An 18,979-nucleotide genomic window follows, 5' to 3' on the forward strand; every position below is an offset into this window, starting at 1 on the left:
TCCAGTGAAGCAAGCAGTACCAACCAGCCTTGGCCGATGCGTCGCGCGAAGCGTGTGCCGCAACCATCGGGAGGTAAAGCGCATGTTTTTCAAGCAAGCCCTGGAAAGGCAACTCGACAACTGGATCGCTGACCTGCGTGAAAATGCCAACTTGCCGGTCAGCTTGCGCCTGTGGAACGGCACGGAATACCCGCTCGGGCATTTCGACAAGCCGGAGGTCACGCTGACGGTGCGCGAGGCCGCGGCGTTGCCGCTGCTGCTGACGCCAAGCCTGGACAACCTGGGCGAAGCATACGTGCAGGGCAAGATCGACTTCGAGGGCAGGCTGGCGGACATCATCAAGGTCGGCTACGGCTTGTCGGCCGCGGCGACGCGCCACGCCGGCGGCGCGCTGGCCAGGGTTGCGGAGCACTTCTCGCACACCAAGCAGAAGGACAAGGAGTCGATCCAGTACCACTACGACGTCTCCAACGATTTCTACAAGCTCTGGCTCGATCCCAACATGGTCTACTCCTGCGCCTACTTCGAGAACGGCGACGAGGACCTGGCGACCGCGCAGTTCAAGAAGATCGACCACATCCTGACCAAGATCCGGCTGCAGCCGGGCCAGACGCTGCTCGATATCGGCTGCGGCTGGGGCGCGCTGGTGCTACGCGCCGCGCAACAGTTTGGCGCCCGCTGCGTGGGCATCACGCTGTCGCAGAACCAGTTCGACCTGGCCACCGAGCGCGTCAGGGCCGCGGGCCTGTCGGACCGCATCGAGATCCGGCTGCAGGACTACCGCGACACCGCCGGCACCTTCGACCGCATCACCAGCGTCGGCATGTTCGAGCACGTCGGCAAGGACAACCTGACCGGGTACTTCGCGCGCATGCGCGAGCTGCTGGCCGACGACGGCTATGCGATGAACCACGGCATCACCTCGCCCGACCCGGACAACGGTGAAACGCCGATGGACGGCGCCGGGTTCATGGACCGCTACGTGTTCCCGCAGGGCGAATTGCCGCATATCGGGCTGGTGTTGACCACGCTGGAGAAAGGCGGGCTGGAAGCGTACGACGTCGAACTGCTGCGCCGCCATTACGCGCAGACGCTGCACCACTGGGCAGAGAATTTCGAAGCCCAGGGCGAGACCATCCGCAACCTGGTCGGCGAGAAGAAGTACCGGATCTGGCGCGTCTACCTGGCCGGTTGCGCGCACGCCTTCGAGACCGACAAGATGTCGATCTACCAGGTGGTCTGCCACAAGGCCAAGCTGCCCGCCGGCACGCTGCCGTGGTCGCGCCACTACATCTACGACCAACCCATCGGCCGCAATGCCTGACGGCGCCCCTCGCGATTGACCCAGTGCGCGGCAAGCCCCGCCATTCATGGTGGGGAAGGATAGCGCGGACGGCGTAGCCGTCCTTGCTGTTGGTTTTTCAGTGTGGGGTCTGCTGTTGTTCGATGTACTGGCGCACGATGGCGATCGGTGCGCCGCCACAGGATGATGCGAAGTAGGAAGGCGACCACAGCACGCCCTTCCAGTAGCGTTTCTGGATGTCGGGTCTTTCCTTGCGCAGCAGGCGGCTGGACACGCCCTTGAGGCTGTTCACCAGATTCGACACCGCGACCTTTGGCGGGTACTCCACCAGCAGGTGAACGTGATCGTCCTCGCCGTCCATCTCGATCAAGTTCGCCTCGAAGTCGGCGCATACCTTGTCGAAGATGGCGTGCAGCCGTTTGATGGCGTCGCCGTCGAACACTCTGCGGCGGTATTTCGCCACGAAGACCAAATGGACGTGCATCTTGAAAACACAGTGTCTTCCGTGTCTAATATCGTTGTCATCGCTCATAGGCCAAGAGTATGATTGAGCCATGCAGCGACTTCAAGCCTACAAGTACGAACTGATGCCGACCGGCGAGCAGCAACGCAACATGCGTCGCTTTTCTGGTTCGTGCCGGTTCGTCTTCAACAAGGCACTGGCGTTGCAGAAGGCTCGTTACGAGCAAGGCGAGAAGAAGCACGGCTACGCCGGACTGTGCAAGCTGCTCACCGAGTGGCGCAACAGCACGGAAACCGCATGGCTGGCCGATGCGCCGGTTCATCCGCTGCAACAGACGCTCAAAGATTTGGAGCGGGCCTACGGCAACTTCTTTGCCAAGCGGGCCGACTTTCCGCGCTTCAAGAAGAAGGGCCAGGGCGACAGTTTCCGCTATCCCGACCCCAAGCAAATCAAGCTCGACCAGGCCAGCAGCCGCCTGTTTTTGCCCAAGCTGGGCTGGCTGCGATACCGCAACAGCCGGAAGGTGCTGGGGGTGGTGAAGAACGTCACAGTCAGGCAGTCCTGCGGCAAGTGGTTCGTGTCGATCCAGACCGAGCGTGAGGTCGAACAGCCGGTGGCACGGGCCGCGAGCGCGGTTGGCATCGACATGGGTGTTGCCCGGTTCGCCACGCTTTCGGACGGGACGTTCTACGCCCCGCTCAATAGTTTCAAGCGGCAAGAGGCCGCGCTGCGCAAAGCGCAGCAGGCGATGAGCCGCAAACAGAAGTTCAGCAGCAACTGGAAGAAGGCGAAAGCCCGCGTCCAGCGCATCCATTCCCGCCTCGGCAATGCCCGCCGCGACTACCTCCACAAGTGCTCCACCACGATCAGCCAAAACCACGCGATGGTGTGTATCGAGGACTTGCAGGTACGGAACATGTCCAGGTCGGCGGCAGGCAGCACCGAACAGCCGGGTAAGCAGGTTCAGGCCAAGTCCGGCCTGAACAAAGCCATCCTCGATCAAGGCTGGTTCGAGTTCCGCCGCCAACTGGACTACAAGCTGGCTTGGAACGGTGGCTATCTCATCGCCGTGCCACCGCAGAACACGAGCCGCACCTGTCCATGCTGCGGCCATGTCTCGGCAGACAACCGCCAGACGCAAGCCCGGTTCGAGTGCGTGGAATGCGGTTTCGAGGAAAATGCCGATGTGGTCGGCGCGATCAATGTTCTAAGGGCGGGACACGCCCGGTTAGCCTGTGAAGTGAACGCTGCGGTAACGGCGTCAGCAGCAGGAACCCACCGAAGCGACTCAGGGGCGGCTCAATGCCGCGTCTGAGCGCCGTAGGAATCTCCGGCCTTCAGGTCGGGGAGGATGTCAATGAAGATCTGTTTGGCGGGCTGCCCCTGCCCGCCGTGCCCGCCCAGCAGGAACGGCCCGCTTCCTCCACCCCCTCCGGCAAACCCGCACGCTCCCAGAGCGTGCAGCCCACGCGCGCGGACGACGCGCTGCAGGCGCTGGCCGCGCGGCTGCCCACGAACCTGTACTTCGGCACCTCCTCCTGGGCCTACCCCGGCTGGAACGGCATGGTCTATGACGGCGAGTACGGCGACAGCCTGCTATCGCGCAAGGGACTGGCCGCGTATTCGCGCCATCCGCTGCTGCGCGCGGCCGGCATCGACCGCGGCTTCTACGGGCCGACCCCGCTGGCGGACTACCTGTCCTACGCGGCACAGGTGCCTGACGGCTTCCGCTTCCTGGTCAAGGCGCCGGCCAGCGTCTGCGATGCCTGGCTGCGCGGCTCGGACGGCGCCGGCCGGCTGGCCAATGCGGCGTTCCTGGATGCGGAGATCGCCGTGCGCGATTTCATTACGCCGGCCACCAGCGGCCTGGGCAGCAAGTGCGGGCCGCTGCTGTTCCAGCTTTCGCCGATGGGCGCCCTGGCGGACAGCGCGGTGTTCCTGGAGCGGCTCGATGCCTTCCTAGGCGCGCTGCCGCCGCTGGATCCGTCGCTCACGCCGCACGCCTGCTACACGGTGGAACTGCGCGACCCGGCGCTGCTGACGCCGCGCTATATCCGGCTGCTGCGCCGCCACGGCGTGCGCTTCTGCCTGGCGGCGCGCGACCGGCTGCCGCCGGTGCCGCGCCAGGCCGCGGCGCAGGCGCTGATGGATGAGGAGACGCCGGGCCCGCTGGTGCTGCGCTGGATGCTGCATGCGGGCCGCCCGTACGCATTTGCTGAGAAGCTCTATGCGCCCTTCGACCGCATCGTCGACGACGATCCCGACACGCGCCACGCCATCGCCGACGTGGTCGCGCGTACGCTGCGCGCCGGCCAGCCCGCCATCGTCATCGTCAGCAACAACGCCGAGGGCTGCGCCCCGATCAGCTGCGTGCGGCTGGCCGAGGCCATCGCCGCACGGCTGGAAGCCGGGTCCCGCTAGGCGCTCAGACCCGCAGCTTGGCGGCGAACTGCTTGCGGAACTTGGCCAGCTTGGGCGAGATCACGACGGCGCAGTAGCCCTGGCTCGGATGGTCCTGGAAGTAGTTCTGGTGGCCTTCCTCGGCGCGCCAGTACGGCTGCTCGGGCTCGACCTGGGTCACGATCGGCGCATCGAAGACCTTGGCCGCGGTCAGCTCGCGCATCACGTATTCGGCGGTCGCGCGCTGCGCTTCCGAATGCGTGTAGATCACCGAGCGGTACTGCGGCCCGACGTCGTTGCCCTGCCGGTCAGGCGTGGTCGGGTCGTGGATGGCGAAGAATATCTCAACGATCTCGCGGAAGTTGATCACCGACGGGTCGAAGGTCACGCGCACCACCTCGGCGTGGCCGGTATTGCCCTCGCACACCTGCTGGTAGGTCGGGTGATCCACATGGCCGCCGGTATAGCCGGACTCCACCGCCACCACGCCCTTGACCTGCTGGTAGACCGCCTCCAGGCACCAGAAGCACCCGCCGCCCAGCGTGGCGGTTTCAAGTCCATGTTCCATTTGCGCCGCTCCCTCGTGTGGTTTGGTGTGTCACGGCCTCAAGCATAAGCGCAGTTCGGCACCCGTGCAGCGGATTCAGCCAGGCTGGCGCCTGGCCTCCAGCATCGCCCGCAGTTGCGGCTTGAGCACCTTGCCCAGCGCGCTGCGCGGCAGGTCGTCCAGCAGCAGCACCTCGCGCGGCAGCTTGAAGCGGGCGATGCGCGCGGCCAGCGCGTCGCGCACCGGCCCGGGCGCCAGCGTGTCGCGCGGCGCGCCCGGCGCCGGCACGATCACCGCCACCGGCACCTCGCCCCAGCGCGCGTCGGCCACGCCCACCACCGCGCATTCCTGCACGCCGGGCAGGCCGACCAGCACGTTCTCGATCTCGGCCGGGTAGATGTTCTCGCCGCCAGAGATGATCATGTCCTTGCTGCGGCCGACCACCTCGATGCAGCCGTCGACGCCGCGGTGCGCCAGGTCGCCGGAGCGGAACCAGCCGCCGGGCAGGCCATTGTCAGGCTGGCCCCAGTAGCCGGCCATCACGTTGGCGCCGCGTACCCACAGCTCGCCGACCTCGCCCGGCGGCACCTCGGCGCCGTCCGGGCCGGCGAGGCGCACTTCGGCCTCCGGCTGCGGCCAGCCGGCATAGCCCGGGCGCGCCATGGCGTCTTCCAGCTTCAGCACCACCGACACCGGGCCGGTCTCGGTCGCGCCGTAGACCTGCCCGAGCGGCACGCCGCGCGCATGGAAAGCCTCGATATACGACAGCGGGATGGTCGACGAGCCGGCCATCACGCCGCGCAGCGACGACAGATCCGAATCCGGCCAGCCGGGATGCGCCAGCACCGCGCGCAGCGTGGCAGGCACCATCAGCGCCAGGCTCGGCCGCTCCTGCGCCACCGCATCCAGCCATGCGCCCGGCGCGAAGCGCTCGTGCAGCGTGACCTGCGCGCCGGCCAGCAGCGCCGGCAGCGTCTGGATGCACAGGCCGCCGACATGGAACATCGGCAGCGCCGACAGCACGTGATCGTCCGGCGTCATGCCATGGGCCCACCAGCTGGCCCGCGCATTGGCCAGCAGGCCGGCCTGGGTGTGCACCGCACCCTTGGGCTTGCCGGTAGTGCCTGAGGTGTAGGCCAGCAGCAGCCGCGCATCGTCCGTCACGTGGGGGAAGTCGACACCAAACGGCGCGGGATGGTCGACCACGCGATCGAGATGCACCAGCTGGCAGCCGCTGCCGCAGCCCTCCTGAGCCAGTGCGGCGTGCGCGTCGTCGTGGAACAGCAGCGCCAGTTGCGCATGCGTGGCGATCGCCTGCAGCTCGGCCGCGGCGAGCCGGTAGTTCATCGGTACGAATATCGCACCCACCCGCGCGCAGGCGAACAGCAGCACCAGCTGCAACTCATGGTTCAGGCACAGCGTGCCGACGCGATCGCCCGGTCGAACGCCCCACGTCGCCACAAGATGCGCGCTGGCACGCTCGACGCGCCGCCACAGCTTGCCGTAGGAGAAGGTCCGCCCGAGGTAGTGCAGCGCGGGCCGCTGCGGCGTTGCCTCGGCACGGCCATACAGCGTGGCCGGCAGCGCGCCAAGCCCGGCCGCGCCGGGACGTGGTGTCGCGCTCATTCGTCGCGCTCGCCGGCTTCGTACAGTGTTTCGCGGCCCATGCGGTCGAGGATCAGCTCGGCGGTCCAGGGCAGCATCAGCGCGCCGCAGCGCGAGTCGCGGTAGAGCCGCTCCAGCGGCAGGTCCTTGAGCATCGACTGGCCGCCGCAGGTGCGGATCGCCAGCCGCGCGATGTCGTTGGCGCCTTCCATCACCGTGTAGTGCGCGGCGTACAGGCGCAGCCGCTCGTCCTTGGACGGGTTGGGCTTCGCTTCATGGATCGCGCGCCAGAAGAGCGAGCGCATCGATTCCAGCTGGATGCGCATCTGCGCCACCGCGATCTGCTTGGTCGGGTACATGCGGCGCTTGACCGGCGGCTGGCCCGGCACCTCCCCGCGCAGGTATTGCACGGTGAAGTCGTAGGCGGCCTGCGCCACGCCCAGGTAGGTCGGCGACAGCGTGAAGAACATCGCCGGCCAGGTCTGCGCGGCGCGGTAGTAGACGCCGCGGGGCATCAGCTGCTCGTGGTCGGGGACGAACACGTCCTTGAGCAGCAGCGTGCGCGAGACCGTGCCGCGCATGCCCATCGGGTCCCATTCGCCGGTCACGGTGAGGCCGTCCGCCTTGCCCGGTACCGCGATATAGAGCGTGTCGCGCATGTCGGGATGGTGGTCGCCGCGGTCTTCGGTGCAGAGGATGCCGTAATAGTCGGCGGCCCCCGACAGCGAGGCGAAGATCTTGCGCCCGTTCAGCACCCAGCCGCCCTCGACCTTGCGTGCGGTGGTACCGAAAGGCGCCTTGCCCGCCGCGGCGGCCGAGCCTTCGGAGAACGGCTGTGCGTAGACCGCGCCGTCGCGCACCACGCGCGCGAAATGCAGCGCGCGCCGGGCCTCGTGCTCGGCGCGCTGCGCGGGCGTCATGTCGATGCCATCGGACAGCATGCCGGTCCACATGGTCGAGCAGATATGCATGTTGTAGGTGAGCGCGGTCGCGCCGCAGAAGCGCCCGATCTCCGCGCCCACCATGCAGTAGGTGGCAAAGTCCGCGCCCTCGCCGCCGAAGGCCTCCGGCACGCACAGCGCCAGCAGCCCGGCGTCGCGCAGGTCGTCATAGTTGGCGAACGGGAAGCTGGCCTCGCGGTCCCAGGTGGACGCGCGCGCCGCGAAGCGGTCGCGGCCGAGGCGGTTGGCCAGCGCAAGCAGGCGTGCCTGGCGCGGGGTGAAGTCCGCCGTGCCGACGGCGGGGATGAAGTCAAGCTCGCCGGATGGCATGTCGCAGTCTCCTTTGCGCCGGATGCGGGGGCGGCGCGGCGTTGTTCTGGTGTTGCGGTGTTGATGCCAGACTTGCGGTGCGGCTCAGCGCACGGGGAAATGCCGGCGCAGGAAGTCGAGCACGGCGTCGTTGAAGGCCGCCGGCTTTTCCATGCACGCCAGGTGGCCGGCATCGGGCAGGCAGCGGTATTCGGCGCCCGGGATGCGCTGCGCCATGCGTTCCATCACTTCGGGCGCGGCGTTGGTGTCGTGCTGCCCGGCCAGCGCCAGCACCGGCACGGTGATGCGCGGCAGCGCGTCGCGCTGGTTGAAGCGCACCAGTGCGCCCAGCGCGGCGCGGTAGGTGGGCGCCGGCACCGCGGCCATGACCGAGGTGGCGAAGGCCACCGCATCCGGATCGGCAGCGGGTGCCACCATCGTGCGCACCAGCCCGGCGGCCATCTCCGCCATGGTCTTGCCCGCGTCCAGCGGCGCGGTGCGGGCGGCGATAAACTCGCGCTGCCACGGTCCGTCACCCTTGCCGAAGGCGGGCGAGGTGCCGGACAGCACCATGCCGTCGACCAGCGCCGGGGTGGCGGCATAGGCCTGTTGCGCGACCATGCCGCCCATGCTGTGGCCGAGCAGCACCACACGGCGGCCCGCTTCGCGCTCGGCCTGCAGCAGCGGCGCCAGGGCGCGCGCCAGCCCGTTGAAGTCATAGGGGTCGATCAACGCGCTGTCGCCGTAGCCCGGCATGTCCCACGCCACCGCGCGGTAGCCGGCCTGCGCCAGCGCCTCGCCCTGCGCGGGCCACGCGGCCTTGCCGCCGCCGATGCCGTGCAGCATCACCACCGCGACCGGGCCGTCGCCCCAGGCGAGCGTGGCGATGCCGTTGGCGTGGCGTTGCGTGGTCGGGATCGCGCTCATGCCGCCACCTCCACCAGCGTGCCGGCCTCGACCTCGTTGCGGCCGTCGAGCGACACCGTGCAGTTGCGCAGCGGCAGGTCGAAGTGCCCGAGCGTATGCCGCCCCGCCACCTCGTTGGCGCCGGTCGAGAACAGGAAATTGCCGGCAAACGCGCGCAGCTCCGTGCCATTGCAGTCGCGCTTGTCGTAGAACGTCATCGCATCCCAGCGCGCCAGCCGGTTCAGCCCCCAGCCCACGTGCGAGACCGCATACGCGTCGCGCGTGCCCTCGCGGTCGGCCCAGGCCTGGTAGTAGCCGCGCATCATGTCGGCATCCACGCCCTGCCCCTCCACGCCGACGATGTAGTCGTCCTCGATATGGCAGACCACGGTATCGCGCAGGTAAGTCTTGAAGGTCAGGTTGACGTCGCCCGGCGCCAGCACCAGCGTGCCGTTGACCTGACGGCTGGCGGGAAAGGCCAGGCACAGCCCGCCGGGCCAGTGCGAGACCTGTCCGGGCTTGTTGCAGTAGCCCCAGACGCCGCCCACGCGCGCATCGGCCAGGCCGATGCGCAGTTCCGTGCCGGCGGCCGAATGCACGCGCAACTCGCGCGCGCCGCGCAGGCGCTTCATCGCCGCGCGCACGGCGCCTTCCAGCGCGGGGTCGGGCTGGCAGCGTTCCAGGATCTCGGGGTGTTCATTGCTGACCATCAGCATCCGCGGCACGATGCCGTCGGCGCCGCGCAGGATCTGGGGCAGTTCGGGCGCATGCAGCAGGCCCTCCACCGTGCAGTCCAGCACCAGCTGGCAGCGCGACAGCGCCGCGACCACCGGCGGCAGTTCCTGCAGCGCATCGCTGGCGCCGGTGGAGCGCACCGGCGCGGGCGCGCTGAGTGCCGGCGTCGGCACCTGGATGCGCACGGGGGTGGCGCCCAGCGACTGCACCGCCAGCTCGGCCAAGGCCACGTTGACAGGGCGGGATTGCGACTCCGTTACAATTCCAACAACTTCGCCGCCCTTGAGGGCACAGAGTTCGAGGGTGCGCCGGAACGCCGCCAGCCAGCGGTGTTCGATCTGCTCGATGAGCATGTCTTGTCTCCTGCTCGTTCTTGTATGGCGGCAGGGCCCGCCTGGTTTTGTGCGCCAGCCAACGCGGCCATTGCGTCGCCGGACTTGTACTCGCTGTCCCTGGCGCGAATAATATATATGAAATTTCATGAACTCCAGTGGAGCCCCCATGGGCATGCCTGAGGCCCAGCCACGGATCGCCAGCGTCGCCGCCGCCCCCGACTTCGACACGCAGCACTTCCGCCGCACCCTGTCGCAGTTCGCGACCGGGGTCACGGTGATCACCACGCGCGCCAGCGCCCATTCCGTGGCCGCGGGCGCGCCGCCGTTCATCGGCATTACCGCCAGCTCGTTCAACTCGGTGTCGCTGGACCCGCCGCTGGTGCTGTGGAGCATGGCCACGCGCGCCAACAGCCTGCCGATGTTCCGCGACGGCACCCACTACATCATCAACGTGCTGTCGGCCTCGCAGCTGGACTTGTGCCAGCGCTTCGCCACGCTCAAGGGCGACCGCTTCGCGGGCGTGGACTACCGGCTCTCGGCCACCGGCCTGCCGATCCTGTCCAATGCGCTGGCGTGGTTCGAATGCCACAACCGCAGCCGCTACGACGAAGGCGACCACGTGATCTTCGTCGGCGAAGTGGAACGCTGCGGCGTGCTCGATTCCCCCGACGGCCCGCTGGTGTTCCAGGGCGGGCAGTTTTCCACCACCGTCACGCTCGAGCCCTGAGCCGCCCCGGCCCATCATGGCTGACCAGTCCGCGCAGGATGCCCTGCCCTTCGTCGACGGCTACCTGGCCTACCTGCTGGCCCGCGCCAGCCATCTGGTCTCGGGCGAATTCCACCGCGAGGTGGAAGCCAGCGGCCTGTCCGTGCCGGAGTGGCGCGTGCTGGCGACGCTGGCCGACCGCCCCGACTGCACCATCGGCGTGCTCGCCGAGATCACGCTGACCAAGCAGCCGACGCTGACCAAGCTGGTCGACCGCATGGCCGCCGACGGGCTGGTCAGCCGCCGCGCCGGCAAGGAAGACCGCCGCCAGGCGCTGATCTCGATCACGCCGCGCGGGCGCGCGCTGGCGCAGCCGCTGCTGGAACGCGCCGCCGAACATGAACGCGCAGTGCTCGACGACTTCGGCCCGCAGCAGGGTGCGCAGCTCAAGGAAACGCTGCGCCAGCTGATCGCGCTGCATACCCAGCGCTAGGCGTCCTCCGCGCCCGCCTTCAGGATCGCCAGCGGCGAACTGTCCACCTTGATTCGCTGCAGCACGATATTCGAGCGGATATCCATCACGCCCTTGGTGCGGTACAGCCGGTTCACGATGAAGTCCGAGTAGTGCTTCAGGTTGCGCGCCTGCACCCGCAAGATGTAATTGCTGTCGCCGGTGATAATGTACGCCGACAGCACTTCCGGCCACGACTGCACCGCGGCGATAAAGGTGTCGTGCCAGCCTTCGACGTCGTGCCGCATCGATACCTGCACGATCGCCTCCAGCTCCAGCCCGAGCTGCTCGGCATCGAACCAGGCGCGGTAGCCGCCGATCACCCCCGACTCTTCCAGCAGGCGCACGCGCCGCAGGCATGCCGAAGGCGACAGCGCCACGCGGTCGGCCAGGTCCTGGTTGCTGATGCGGCCGTTCTCCTGCAGGCACGCCAGGATGCGTAAATCGGTGGGATCGAGGGTCATTCGAATTTCCTTCGATGAATTGGTGATTCTTCGCATTTTATGCGAAAGATGGCGCCGACGACGGCCCATTTCGCAAGCCTCTTCCTGCCGATTTTGACTATGATTTCCGACATCGAGGCAGACAAGGACGGCGCTTTGCAAAGACGCCGCGCACCCAGATGACCGCCCCCAATCAAGACCCGCGCCGGCTGTGGGACATCAGCCCGCCGCTCTCCCCCGCCACCCCGGTCTGGCCCGGCGACACGCCGTTCCGGCAAGAGCCCGCGTGGCAGATGGACGAGCACTGCCCGGTGAATGTCGGCCGCATCACGCTGTCGCCGCACACCGGCGCCCATGCCGACGCGCCGCTGCACTACGCGGCCGACGGGGCGCCGATCGGCGCCGTGCCGCTGACGCCGTACCTCGGCACCTGCCGCGTGATCCACTGCATCGGCGCCTCGCCGGTGGTGGAGCCGCGCCATATCGAACACGCATTGGCCGGCCTGCCGCCGCGCGTGCTGCTGCGCACCTACGCACAGGCGCCGCTGGCGCAATGGGACCCGGGCTTCTGCGCGGTCGCCGCCGACACCATCGCGCTGCTGGCCTCGCACGGCGTGCAGCTGGTCGGCATCGACACGCCTTCGCTCGATCCGCAGGAATCCAAGACCATGGACGCGCACAACGCGGTGCGCCGGCACGGCCTCGCCATCCTGGAAGGCATCGTGCTGGATGAGGTCGCCGAAGGTGACTACGAACTGATCGCGCTGCCGCTGCGCTTTGCCGGGCTCGACGCCAGCCCGGTACGCGCGGTGCTGCGCAGCCTGGCCTGAACAACAACCCATGACAACGCATCACGACATGACGACAACTGACCGCGAGCAATGTATCCGGCTCGATCAGCAAGACCCGCTGCGCCCGCTGCGCGACCAGTTCGCACTGCCCGAGGGCGTGATCTACCTCGACGGTAACTCGCTCGGGGCCCGCCCGCGCGCCGCTGCCGCGCGCGCCGCCCAGGTGGTGGCCGAGGAATGGGGCGAAGGCCTGATCCGCAGCTGGAATACCGCCGGCTGGTTCGAACTGCCGCAGCGGCTGGGCAACAAGCTCGCCCCGCTGGTGGGCGCCGGCCAGGACGAAGTGGTGGTGACCGACACCACCTCGATCAACCTGTTCAAGGTACTGGCCGCGGCGCTGCGGGTGCAGCAGACGCGCGATCCTGCGCGCAAGGTGATCGTGTCCGAGGCCAGCAACTTCCCGACCGACCTCTATATCGCGCAGGGCCTGGCCGACCTGCTGCAGCAGGGCTATTCGCTGCGCCTGGTCAATTCGCCGGCCGAGCTCGACGCCGCGGTCGGCGCCGACACCGCCGTGCTGATGCTCACGCACGTCAACTACAAGACCGGCGAAATGCTCGACATGGCCTCGCTGACCGAGCTCGCCCACGCACGCGGCGCGCTGACGGTGTGGGACCTGTGCCACTCCGCCGGCGCGGTGCCGGTCAACCTGAAGGCGGCCGGCGCCGACTACGCCATCGGCTGCACCTACAAATACCTGAACGGCGGCCCGGGCTCGCCGGCCTTCGTCTGGGTCGCTCCCGCGCTGCGCGATGCCTTCTGGCAGCCGCTGTCGGGCTGGTGGGGCCACGCCGCGCCGTTCGCGATGGAGCCGCAATACCGCCCGGTCGACGGCGTGCGCCGCTTCCTGTGCGGCACGCAGCCAGTGACTTCGCTGGCGATGGTCGAGTGCGGCCTGGACATCTTCGCCCAGACCAATATGCAGGTGCTGCGCGCCAAGTCCCTGCTGCTGACCGACTTGTTCATCGAACTGGTGGAGGCACGCTGCGGCCACCACCCGCTGACGCTGGTCACGCCGCGCGAGCACGCGCGCCGCGGCAGCCAGGTCAGCCTGGAGCATCCGGAAGGCTATGCGCTGGTGCAGGCGCTGATCGAGCGCGGCGTGATCGGCGATTACCGCGAGCCGCGCATCGCCCGCTTCGGTTTCACGCCGCTGTACACCAGCTTCACCGAGGTGTGGGATGCTGTGGAAATCCTGCGCGATGTACTGGACAGCGGCGCCTATCGCGACGCGCGCTTCCAGACGCGCGGCCAGGTGACCTGATCGGGAGCGCATCATGAGTGAATTCAAGGGATGCCCCTTCTCCGGTGGTGCAGCAGCCCCGTCCGGCGCGCAAGCTGATGGCTGGCATGGCGCGCAGATGGATTTCGCCAAGGACATGAGCTACGGCGACTATCTCGGGCTGGACCAGATCCTGAATGCGCAGCACCCGCTGTCGCCGGACCACAACGAGATGCTGTTTATCGTGCAGCACCAGACCACCGAGTTGTGGATGAAGCTGATGCTGCACGAGCTGCGCGCGGCGCGCGAATCGGTCAAGTCCGACAGCCTGCCGCCGGCGTTCAAGATGCTGACGCGGGTGTCGCGGATCATGGACCAGCTGGTGCAGGCGTGGAACGTGCTGGCGACGATGACGCCGCCGGAATATTCCGCGATGCGGCCTTACCTGGGGATGTCGTCGGGCTTCCAGTCGTTCCAGTATCGCGAGATCGAGTTCATTCTCGGCAACAAGAACGCGGCCATGCTGAAGCCGCATGCGCACCGGCCGGAGCACCTGGCGTTGGTGGAGACTGCGCTGAAGACGCCGTCGCTCTATGACGAGGCGATCCGGCTGATGGCGCGGCGTGGTTTTGCGGTCGATGCGGATTGCGTGGAGCGGGACTGGACCCAGCCGACTGCGTACAACGCCTCAGTCGAGGCGGCGTGGCTGGAGGTCTACCGCGATCCGTCGGCGCACTGGGAGCTTTACGAGCTGGGCGAGAAGTTCGTTGACCTTGAGGATTCGTTCCGCCAATGGCGCTTCCGCCATGTGACCACGGTGGAACGCGTGATCGGCTTCAAGCGCGGCACCGGCGGCACCGAGGGCGTCAGCTATCTGCGCAAGATGCTGGACGTGGTGCTGTTCCCGGAACTGTGGAAGCTGCGCACGGACCTGTAACGCCTGCGCACGTTGGACCTGGCCATCAGCCTGCCGGGTCCGACAACCTTGCCGCCAGCGCCTGCAACGCCGGTGCCAGCGTCTGGTGGAACACCGCTTCCTCCACTGCTCCATACGAAGCACTGCAGCTCAGCATGTGCAACTCCTTCTCCCCCACCGGCCGGAACGCCACCGCACAGGCATGGATGGCCGGGTGCCAGTCACGGAACGACGCCGCATAGCCGCGCTGCTGCGCCTCGGCCAGCGCCGCGCGCGTCGGCACTTCCTGCTGCTTCCATTGCTCCGGGAAGGCCTGGCTGAACTCGGCGAGCACGCGCTCGCGCCGTGCCGCAGGCAACGCCGCCAGGTATGCCCGCCCCATCGAACTCGACACCAGCGACAGCCGCGAACCCACGCCCAGGCCCAGCATGACGCCGGCGTCATTGCGGATCGATTCCAGGTAGATCACCTCCATGCGTTCGCGCTTGCCGAGCGACACCGAGACACCGTACGACTGGGCAAACGCCAACATATGCGGCCGCGCCAGCGCCACCACGTCCGATGCGGACAGGTAGGAGTAGCCCAGCGCCAGAACGCCCGCGTCGAGTGCGTACTTACCCAGGCTTTCGTCGTAGCGCAGGTAGCCCAGCTGCACCAGCGTGCCGGCGAGCCGGCTCACCGTCGCCTTCGGGAAGCCGGTGCGGCGCACGAAGTCCTGGTTGCCCAGCATCGCCTCGCCGGTGCGGAAGCAGCGCAGCAGTTCCAGGCCGCGCGCCAGCGCAGTGACAAAATTGGGATCGCTGTCGCGCACCGCGGACGGTGGCGCGGTATCAGTAGAAAGTGACGAATTGGTCAAGGCGAGTCCTGTCAGGTCGGCGGTTGTCCGCTCATCGCACACGGCATCGGTAGCTCCGGGTTTTGCCTGTTGCACGGCAAACCCGTTGCGATATACTAATTCAACGGAACACAGTTCCGCAATGCGGAACCACAAAAACCCTCCGCGAAGATCACCGAACCCGTCATGATTCCCGGAAGCGCCGGTGCGGCAAGCGATCATTCGCCCCGCCCCCGATGCTTCCCCCGCGCTACCGAAGGAGACCTGCATGGCTGCCAACGCCGAATTCCACTGGGCCGACCCCCTGTTGCTGGACCAGCAACTGACCGCCGAAGAACGCATGGTGCGCGACGCCGCCGCGGCGTACAGCCAGGACAAGCTGATGCCGCGCGTGCTTCAGTCGTTCCGCAATGAAAAGACCGACGTCGAGATCTTCCGCGAGATGGGCGAACTGGGCCTGCTCGGCCCCACCATCCCCGAGCAATACGGCGGCCCCGGCCTGAACTACGTCAGCTACGGCCTGATCGCGCGTGAAGTCGAGCGCGTCGATTCCGGCTACCGCTCGATGATGAGCGTGCAGTCGTCGCTGGTGATGGTGCCGATCCATGAATTCGGCACCGAAGCGCAGAAGCAGAAGTACCTGCCCAAGCTGGCCACCGGCGAATGGATCGGCTGCTTCGGCCTGACCGAGCCGAACCACGGCTCCGACCCGGGCTCGATGGTCACCCGCGCCAAGAAGGTCGACGGCGGCTACGAGCTGACCGGCGCCAAGATGTGGATCACCAACTCGCCGATCGCCGACGTGTTCGTGGTCTGGGCCAAGCTGCAAGAGGACAACGGCAAGGACGAGATCCGCGGCTTTATCCTGGAAAAGGGCTGGAAGGGCCTGTCGGCTCCGACCATCCACGGCAAGGTCGGCCTGCGCACGTCGATCACCGGTGAAATCGTGCTCGACCAGGTGTTCGTGCCGGAAGAGAACATCATGCCGGGCGTTAGCGGCCTGAAGGGCCCGTTCACCTGCCTGAATTCGGCCCGCTACGGCATCGCCTGGGGTGCGCTGGGCGCCGCCGAGTTCTGCTGGCACACCGCCCGCCAGTACACGCTGGACCGCAAGCAGTTCGGCCGCCCGCTGGCCGCCACGCAGCTGGTGCAGAAGAAGCTGGCCGACATGCAGACCGAGATCACGCTGGGCCTGCAAGGCTGCCTGCGCCTGGGCCGCATGAAGGACGAAGGCACCGCCGCGGTCGAGATCACCTCGATCATGAAGCGCAATTCGTGCGGCAAGTCGCTGGACATCGCCCGCGTGGCGCGCGACATGCTGGGCGGCAACGGCATCTCGGACGAGTTCGGCGTGATCCGCCACGTGGTCAACCTGGAAGTGGTGAACACCTACGAAGGCACGCACGATATCCACGCGCTGATCCTGGGCCGCGCCCAGACCGGCATCCAGGCCTTCTTCTGACCAAAACAAACGACTTGCGGACAGGCTCTCTGCCATAAAAAAGCCCGGCTGCAAAGCCGGGCCAAGCACACTACCAAGGAGACGACGAGGCTGCCCCCGTCGATAAAACACCTGTCGTTCACGCCGGCCCCGCCTTCAAGCGGGGCCGCGTTTCATTTGTTCGGTTGCGGCGTCAGCCGCAGGTACGGCCGCACCGCCTTGTAGCCCTTCGGGAATTTCTCGCGGATCACCGCTTCGTCCTTCAGCGAGGGCACGATCACCACGTCGTCGCCGTCCTGCCAGTTGCCCGGCGTGGCCACGCTGTGGCTGTCGGTCAGCTGCAGCGAGTCGATCACGCGCAGGATTTCGTTGAAGTTGCGCCCCGTGCTGGCCGGATAGGTAATGATCAGGCGCACCTTCTTCTTCGGGTCGATGATGAACAGCGAGCGCACCGTCAGGGTCTCATTCGCGTTCGGGTGGATCATGTCGTAGAGCTGCGAGACCTTGCGGTCGCCATCGGCCAGGATCGGGAAGTTGACCGTGGCCGACTGGGTCTCGTTGATGTCGCGGATCCAGCCATGGTGCGACTCCACGCCATCCACCGACAGCGCGATCGCCTTGACGCCGCGGCGCGCGAACTCACCCTTCAGCTTCGCGGTCAGGCCAAGTTCCGTGGTGCACACCGGGGTGTAGTCGGCCGGGTGCGAGAACAGCACGCCCCAGCTTTCGCCAAGCCACTCATGGAAGCGGATACGGCCTTCGCTCGAATCCTGTTCGAAGTCCGGGGCGATGTCGCCAAGACGCAATGCCATGCTCTGTTCTCCTGTTTTCGGGTGGAACCAGAGTATCCGGATTGATATCCAACCCAAACGAATATAAAGTCACTACAAAATCACTCCAAGTCATAAAGACTTTTTCTGACAATCATCGCGCGGGCGTTCCGGCATGCTGGCATCATCGGCATCGCCGATTGCTGGTTCCGGCGCGTGGCCTTGAAACCACGGCCGCTCGCCACATATGCTAAGTATCAGACCGACAATTGCCGTTAGCCTCGGAGCGAAGAAAATGTCAGAATCCGCACAAACCGAACCAACCGCCCGCAAACAGGAGAAACTGATGAGCGATGTCAAGACCGTTCTGTCCGACGCCGAAGAACTGCTTAAGCAAGCGGCTTCGACCACCGGCGAAAAGGCCGCCGAACTGCGCGAGCGCGGCATGGGTCTTCTCAAGCAAGCCAAAGAAAAGGCCCAGGACCTGCAAGATGCCGTCGTGACCAAGAGCAAGGCCGCTGCACGCGCCACCGACGACTACGTGCATGACCACCCGTGGCGCGCCGTGGGCGTGGCCGCCGGCGTGGGCCTGCTCGTCGGTCTGCTGCTGAACCGCAAGTAAGCGCTGCCAGCCAGCGTTTTGAAGTCCCGACGCGGCCCGCTGGTGCCGCGTCAGAGCGGCAACCCGGCGCGATGCGCGGGTTGCCAGTGGCCCGGGAGCCCGCACATCGGCGCCACCCGGCCCCGCCCGCAGGAAAGGCGCGCACGGCCATGCCGGCGCGCCGCTCTTTCACGCCGGAGCCGCTGAGCGAACCCATGAGCGAACCCACCCCCTCCCCCAAATTCCTGGAATCCGTGCGCAACCTCGCCAACTCGGTGGTCGCCATGGTCCAGACCCGCCTGGAACTTGCCAGCGTCGAGTTTTCCGAGGAGCGCTCGCGCCTGATGAAGGTCGCGCTGCTGGCCTGCTTCGGCCTGGTGTTCTTCGGCATCGCGCTGGTCACCTTCACCGCGCTGATCGCGATCCTGTTCTGGAATGCCTACGGCTGGCAGGCCCTGGGCGTGCTGGCTGTCCTCTACCTGCTGCTGTGCGCCGCCTGCCTGGCGTACGCACGCAACCTGGTGCGCAACGCCCCGCCGATGTTCGAGGCCACGCTCGCCGAACTCGACAAAGACCGGGAGATCCTGCGCCGATGAGCACCCTGGAACCCGAGGAAAGCGCCAGCGGGCGCAACCGCCGCGAACACCCGCGGCCTGTCCGATTCAACCACGAGGTGCGCCTGCCGCTGGAAGTGCGAAAGGAGCTGCTGCTCACGCGCGCCGCGCTGGAACGCCACGACTGCCTGCAGGCCCTGCACGAGGTGCGTGGCGGCGCCCGGCGCTTGGGCACAGTCGCCCACTGGCTGCCGCGCATCGCGCGTCCCGGCTCGTGGATGAAGGTGGTCGGCATGACCAAGGAATATCCGCTGCTGAGCACCGCGATCACGCTGGCACTGCCGCTGATCAAGCGCACGCCGGTGCTACGCTGGACCTGGAAGCTGGGGAAGATCGGCGCCGTCGCCGGCGCGGCGTACTGGGTCTACAACACCTGGCGCGATGCCCGGCGGCAGGCCATCCCGCCCGCGATCGTGCCAACGCCTGCTGCGCCGCCTGTACCGCCACCGGCGGCCGGCAACGCGGCACCGCCCGCCACCGATACGGGCTTCCGCGACCCGCTCGTTCCCTGATCCCCTTACCGCT

General features: G+C 67.3%; 21 protein-coding genes. 12 read left to right on the forward strand and 9 right to left on the reverse strand.

All coding sequences use genetic code 11. The annotated features are described in order from the left end of the window. The first annotated feature begins 82 nt into the window (after window positions 1-82). Complete coding sequence (locus ABNX08_RS16400; protein WP_022536155.1) at window positions 83-1,324, forward strand: cyclopropane-fatty-acyl-phospholipid synthase family protein; 1,242 nt, start codon at window positions 83-85, stop codon at window positions 1,322-1,324. A gap of 97 nt (window positions 1,325-1,421) precedes the next feature. On the opposite strand, the gene tnpA is transcribed toward ABNX08_RS16400, so the two are convergent. Beyond that, entirely contained in the window at window positions 1,422-1,835 is a 414-nt protein-coding gene (tnpA, locus tag ABNX08_RS16405; RefSeq protein WP_374063612.1) for an IS200/IS605 family transposase, read from the reverse strand. A 22-nt stretch (window positions 1,836-1,857) separates the two neighbouring features. Here tnpA and ABNX08_RS16410 point away from each other — a divergent pair, with 22 nt between their 5' ends. Then, window positions 1,858-3,081 carry an RNA-guided endonuclease TnpB family protein gene (locus ABNX08_RS16410; RefSeq protein WP_022533340.1) on the forward strand — a complete coding sequence of 408 codons (1,224 nt, stop codon included), beginning with the start codon at window positions 1,858-1,860 and terminating at the stop codon, window positions 3,079-3,081. Continuing rightward, complete coding sequence (locus ABNX08_RS16415; RefSeq protein WP_349606610.1) at window positions 3,069-4,187, forward strand: DUF72 domain-containing protein; 1,119 nt, start codon at window positions 3,069-3,071, stop codon at window positions 4,185-4,187. The genes ABNX08_RS16410 and ABNX08_RS16415 overlap by 13 nt, the downstream gene beginning before the upstream one ends. Window positions 4,188-4,191: 4 nt before the next feature. Here ABNX08_RS16415 and msrA read toward each other — a convergent pair whose 3' ends face one another. The 5 genes from msrA to ABNX08_RS16440 form a co-directional block, all read right to left on the reverse strand. Beyond that, window positions 4,192-4,734 carry a peptide-methionine (S)-S-oxide reductase MsrA gene (msrA, locus tag ABNX08_RS16420; protein WP_022536160.1) on the reverse strand — a complete coding sequence of 181 codons (543 nt, stop codon included), beginning with the start codon at window positions 4,732-4,734 and terminating at the stop codon, window positions 4,192-4,194. Between the two features lie 75 nt (window positions 4,735-4,809). Continuing rightward, a complete protein-coding gene (locus tag ABNX08_RS16425; protein WP_349606585.1) occupies window positions 4,810-6,339 on the reverse strand; it encodes an AMP-binding protein in 1,530 nt (509 codons plus the stop codon). Next, the gene (locus ABNX08_RS16430; protein ID WP_349606587.1) at window positions 6,336-7,589 is read right to left on the reverse strand and encodes an acyl-CoA dehydrogenase family protein; all 1,254 of its coding nucleotides are present in this window, start codon (window positions 7,587-7,589) and stop codon (window positions 6,336-6,338) included. Before ABNX08_RS16430 ends, ABNX08_RS16425 begins: the two co-directional genes overlap by 4 nt. 84 nt (window positions 7,590-7,673) lie before the next feature. Further along, the gene (locus tag ABNX08_RS16435) at window positions 7,674-8,495 is read right to left on the reverse strand and encodes an alpha/beta fold hydrolase (RefSeq protein WP_349606588.1); all 822 of its coding nucleotides are present in this window, start codon (window positions 8,493-8,495) and stop codon (window positions 7,674-7,676) included. Continuing rightward, entirely contained in the window at window positions 8,492-9,562 is a 1,071-nt protein-coding gene (locus ABNX08_RS16440) for a peptidase M29 (RefSeq protein ID WP_349606589.1), read from the reverse strand. The genes ABNX08_RS16435 and ABNX08_RS16440 overlap by 4 nt, the downstream gene beginning before the upstream one ends. 148 nt (window positions 9,563-9,710) lie before the next feature. On the opposite strand from ABNX08_RS16440, the gene ABNX08_RS16445 reads away from it, so the two are divergent. Continuing rightward, entirely contained in the window at window positions 9,711-10,271 is a 561-nt protein-coding gene (locus ABNX08_RS16445) for a flavin reductase family protein (RefSeq protein WP_349606612.1), read from the forward strand. Between the two features lie 16 nt (window positions 10,272-10,287). Further along, window positions 10,288-10,743, forward strand: a complete 456-nt coding sequence (locus tag ABNX08_RS16450; RefSeq protein WP_022536166.1) for a MarR family winged helix-turn-helix transcriptional regulator — start codon at window positions 10,288-10,290, stop codon at window positions 10,741-10,743. Here ABNX08_RS16450 and ABNX08_RS16455 read toward each other — a convergent pair. Further along, window positions 10,740-11,225, reverse strand: coding sequence for an Lrp/AsnC family transcriptional regulator (locus ABNX08_RS16455; protein WP_022536167.1), 486 nt, complete (start codon window positions 11,223-11,225; stop codon window positions 10,740-10,742). The two genes, ABNX08_RS16450 and ABNX08_RS16455, sit on opposite strands and share 4 nt — an antisense overlap. Window positions 11,226-11,383: 158 nt before the next feature. Here ABNX08_RS16455 and kynB point away from each other — a divergent pair, with 158 nt between their 5' ends. From kynB to kynA, 3 genes are read left to right on the forward strand one after another with little or no spacing between them, the layout of a single operon-like run. After that, on the forward strand, window positions 11,384-12,034 hold the full coding sequence (gene kynB / locus ABNX08_RS16460; RefSeq protein WP_022536168.1) for an arylformamidase: 651 nt from the start codon (window positions 11,384-11,386) through the stop codon (window positions 12,032-12,034). A 28-nt stretch (window positions 12,035-12,062) separates the two neighbouring features. Further along, window positions 12,063-13,319, forward strand: coding sequence for a kynureninase (kynU, locus tag ABNX08_RS16465; RefSeq protein WP_349606592.1), 1,257 nt, complete (start codon window positions 12,063-12,065; stop codon window positions 13,317-13,319). A 13-nt stretch (window positions 13,320-13,332) separates the two neighbouring features. After that, window positions 13,333-14,214 carry a tryptophan 2,3-dioxygenase gene (gene kynA / locus ABNX08_RS16470; RefSeq protein ID WP_022536170.1) on the forward strand — a complete coding sequence of 294 codons (882 nt, stop codon included), beginning with the start codon at window positions 13,333-13,335 and terminating at the stop codon, window positions 14,212-14,214. Between the two features lie 25 nt (window positions 14,215-14,239). On the opposite strand, the gene ABNX08_RS16475 is transcribed toward kynA, so the two are convergent. Continuing rightward, window positions 14,240-15,049 (reverse strand): IclR family transcriptional regulator, encoded by an 810-nt coding sequence (locus ABNX08_RS16475; RefSeq protein ID WP_349606595.1) that lies wholly within the window; start codon window positions 15,047-15,049, stop codon window positions 14,240-14,242. Window positions 15,050-15,296: 247 nt separating this feature from the next. Here ABNX08_RS16475 and ABNX08_RS16480 point away from each other — a divergent pair, with 247 nt between their 5' ends. Further along, window positions 15,297-16,490: an acyl-CoA dehydrogenase gene (locus tag ABNX08_RS16480; RefSeq protein ID WP_022536172.1), complete on the forward strand. Its 1,194-nt coding sequence runs from the start codon at window positions 15,297-15,299 to the stop codon at window positions 16,488-16,490. Between the two features lie 152 nt (window positions 16,491-16,642). Here ABNX08_RS16480 and ABNX08_RS16485 read toward each other — a convergent pair whose 3' ends face one another. Then, a complete protein-coding gene (locus tag ABNX08_RS16485) occupies window positions 16,643-17,281 on the reverse strand; it encodes a peroxiredoxin (protein ID WP_349606597.1) in 639 nt (212 codons plus the stop codon). A 253-nt stretch (window positions 17,282-17,534) separates the two neighbouring features. On the opposite strand from ABNX08_RS16485, the gene ABNX08_RS16490 reads away from it, so the two are divergent. The 3 genes from ABNX08_RS16490 to ABNX08_RS16500 all read left to right on the forward strand — a co-directional run bounded on the left by ABNX08_RS16490 (window position 17,535) and on the right by ABNX08_RS16500 (window position 18,966). Then, on the forward strand, window positions 17,535-17,861 hold the full coding sequence (locus tag ABNX08_RS16490) for a YqjD family protein (RefSeq protein WP_022536174.1): 327 nt from the start codon (window positions 17,535-17,537) through the stop codon (window positions 17,859-17,861). Window positions 17,862-18,055: 194 nt separating this feature from the next. Then, window positions 18,056-18,436 (forward strand): phage holin family protein, encoded by a 381-nt coding sequence (locus ABNX08_RS16495; RefSeq protein ID WP_041681559.1) that lies wholly within the window; start codon window positions 18,056-18,058, stop codon window positions 18,434-18,436. Then, window positions 18,433-18,966 (forward strand): DUF3318 domain-containing protein, encoded by a 534-nt coding sequence (locus ABNX08_RS16500; RefSeq protein WP_022536176.1) that lies wholly within the window; start codon window positions 18,433-18,435, stop codon window positions 18,964-18,966. Before ABNX08_RS16495 ends, ABNX08_RS16500 begins: the two co-directional genes overlap by 4 nt. Window positions 18,967-18,979 lie beyond the last annotated feature (13 nt).

Source organism: Cupriavidus sp. DF5525 (assembly GCF_040149425.2).
Classification (GTDB): domain Bacteria; phylum Pseudomonadota; class Gammaproteobacteria; order Burkholderiales; family Burkholderiaceae; genus Cupriavidus; species Cupriavidus pickettii_A.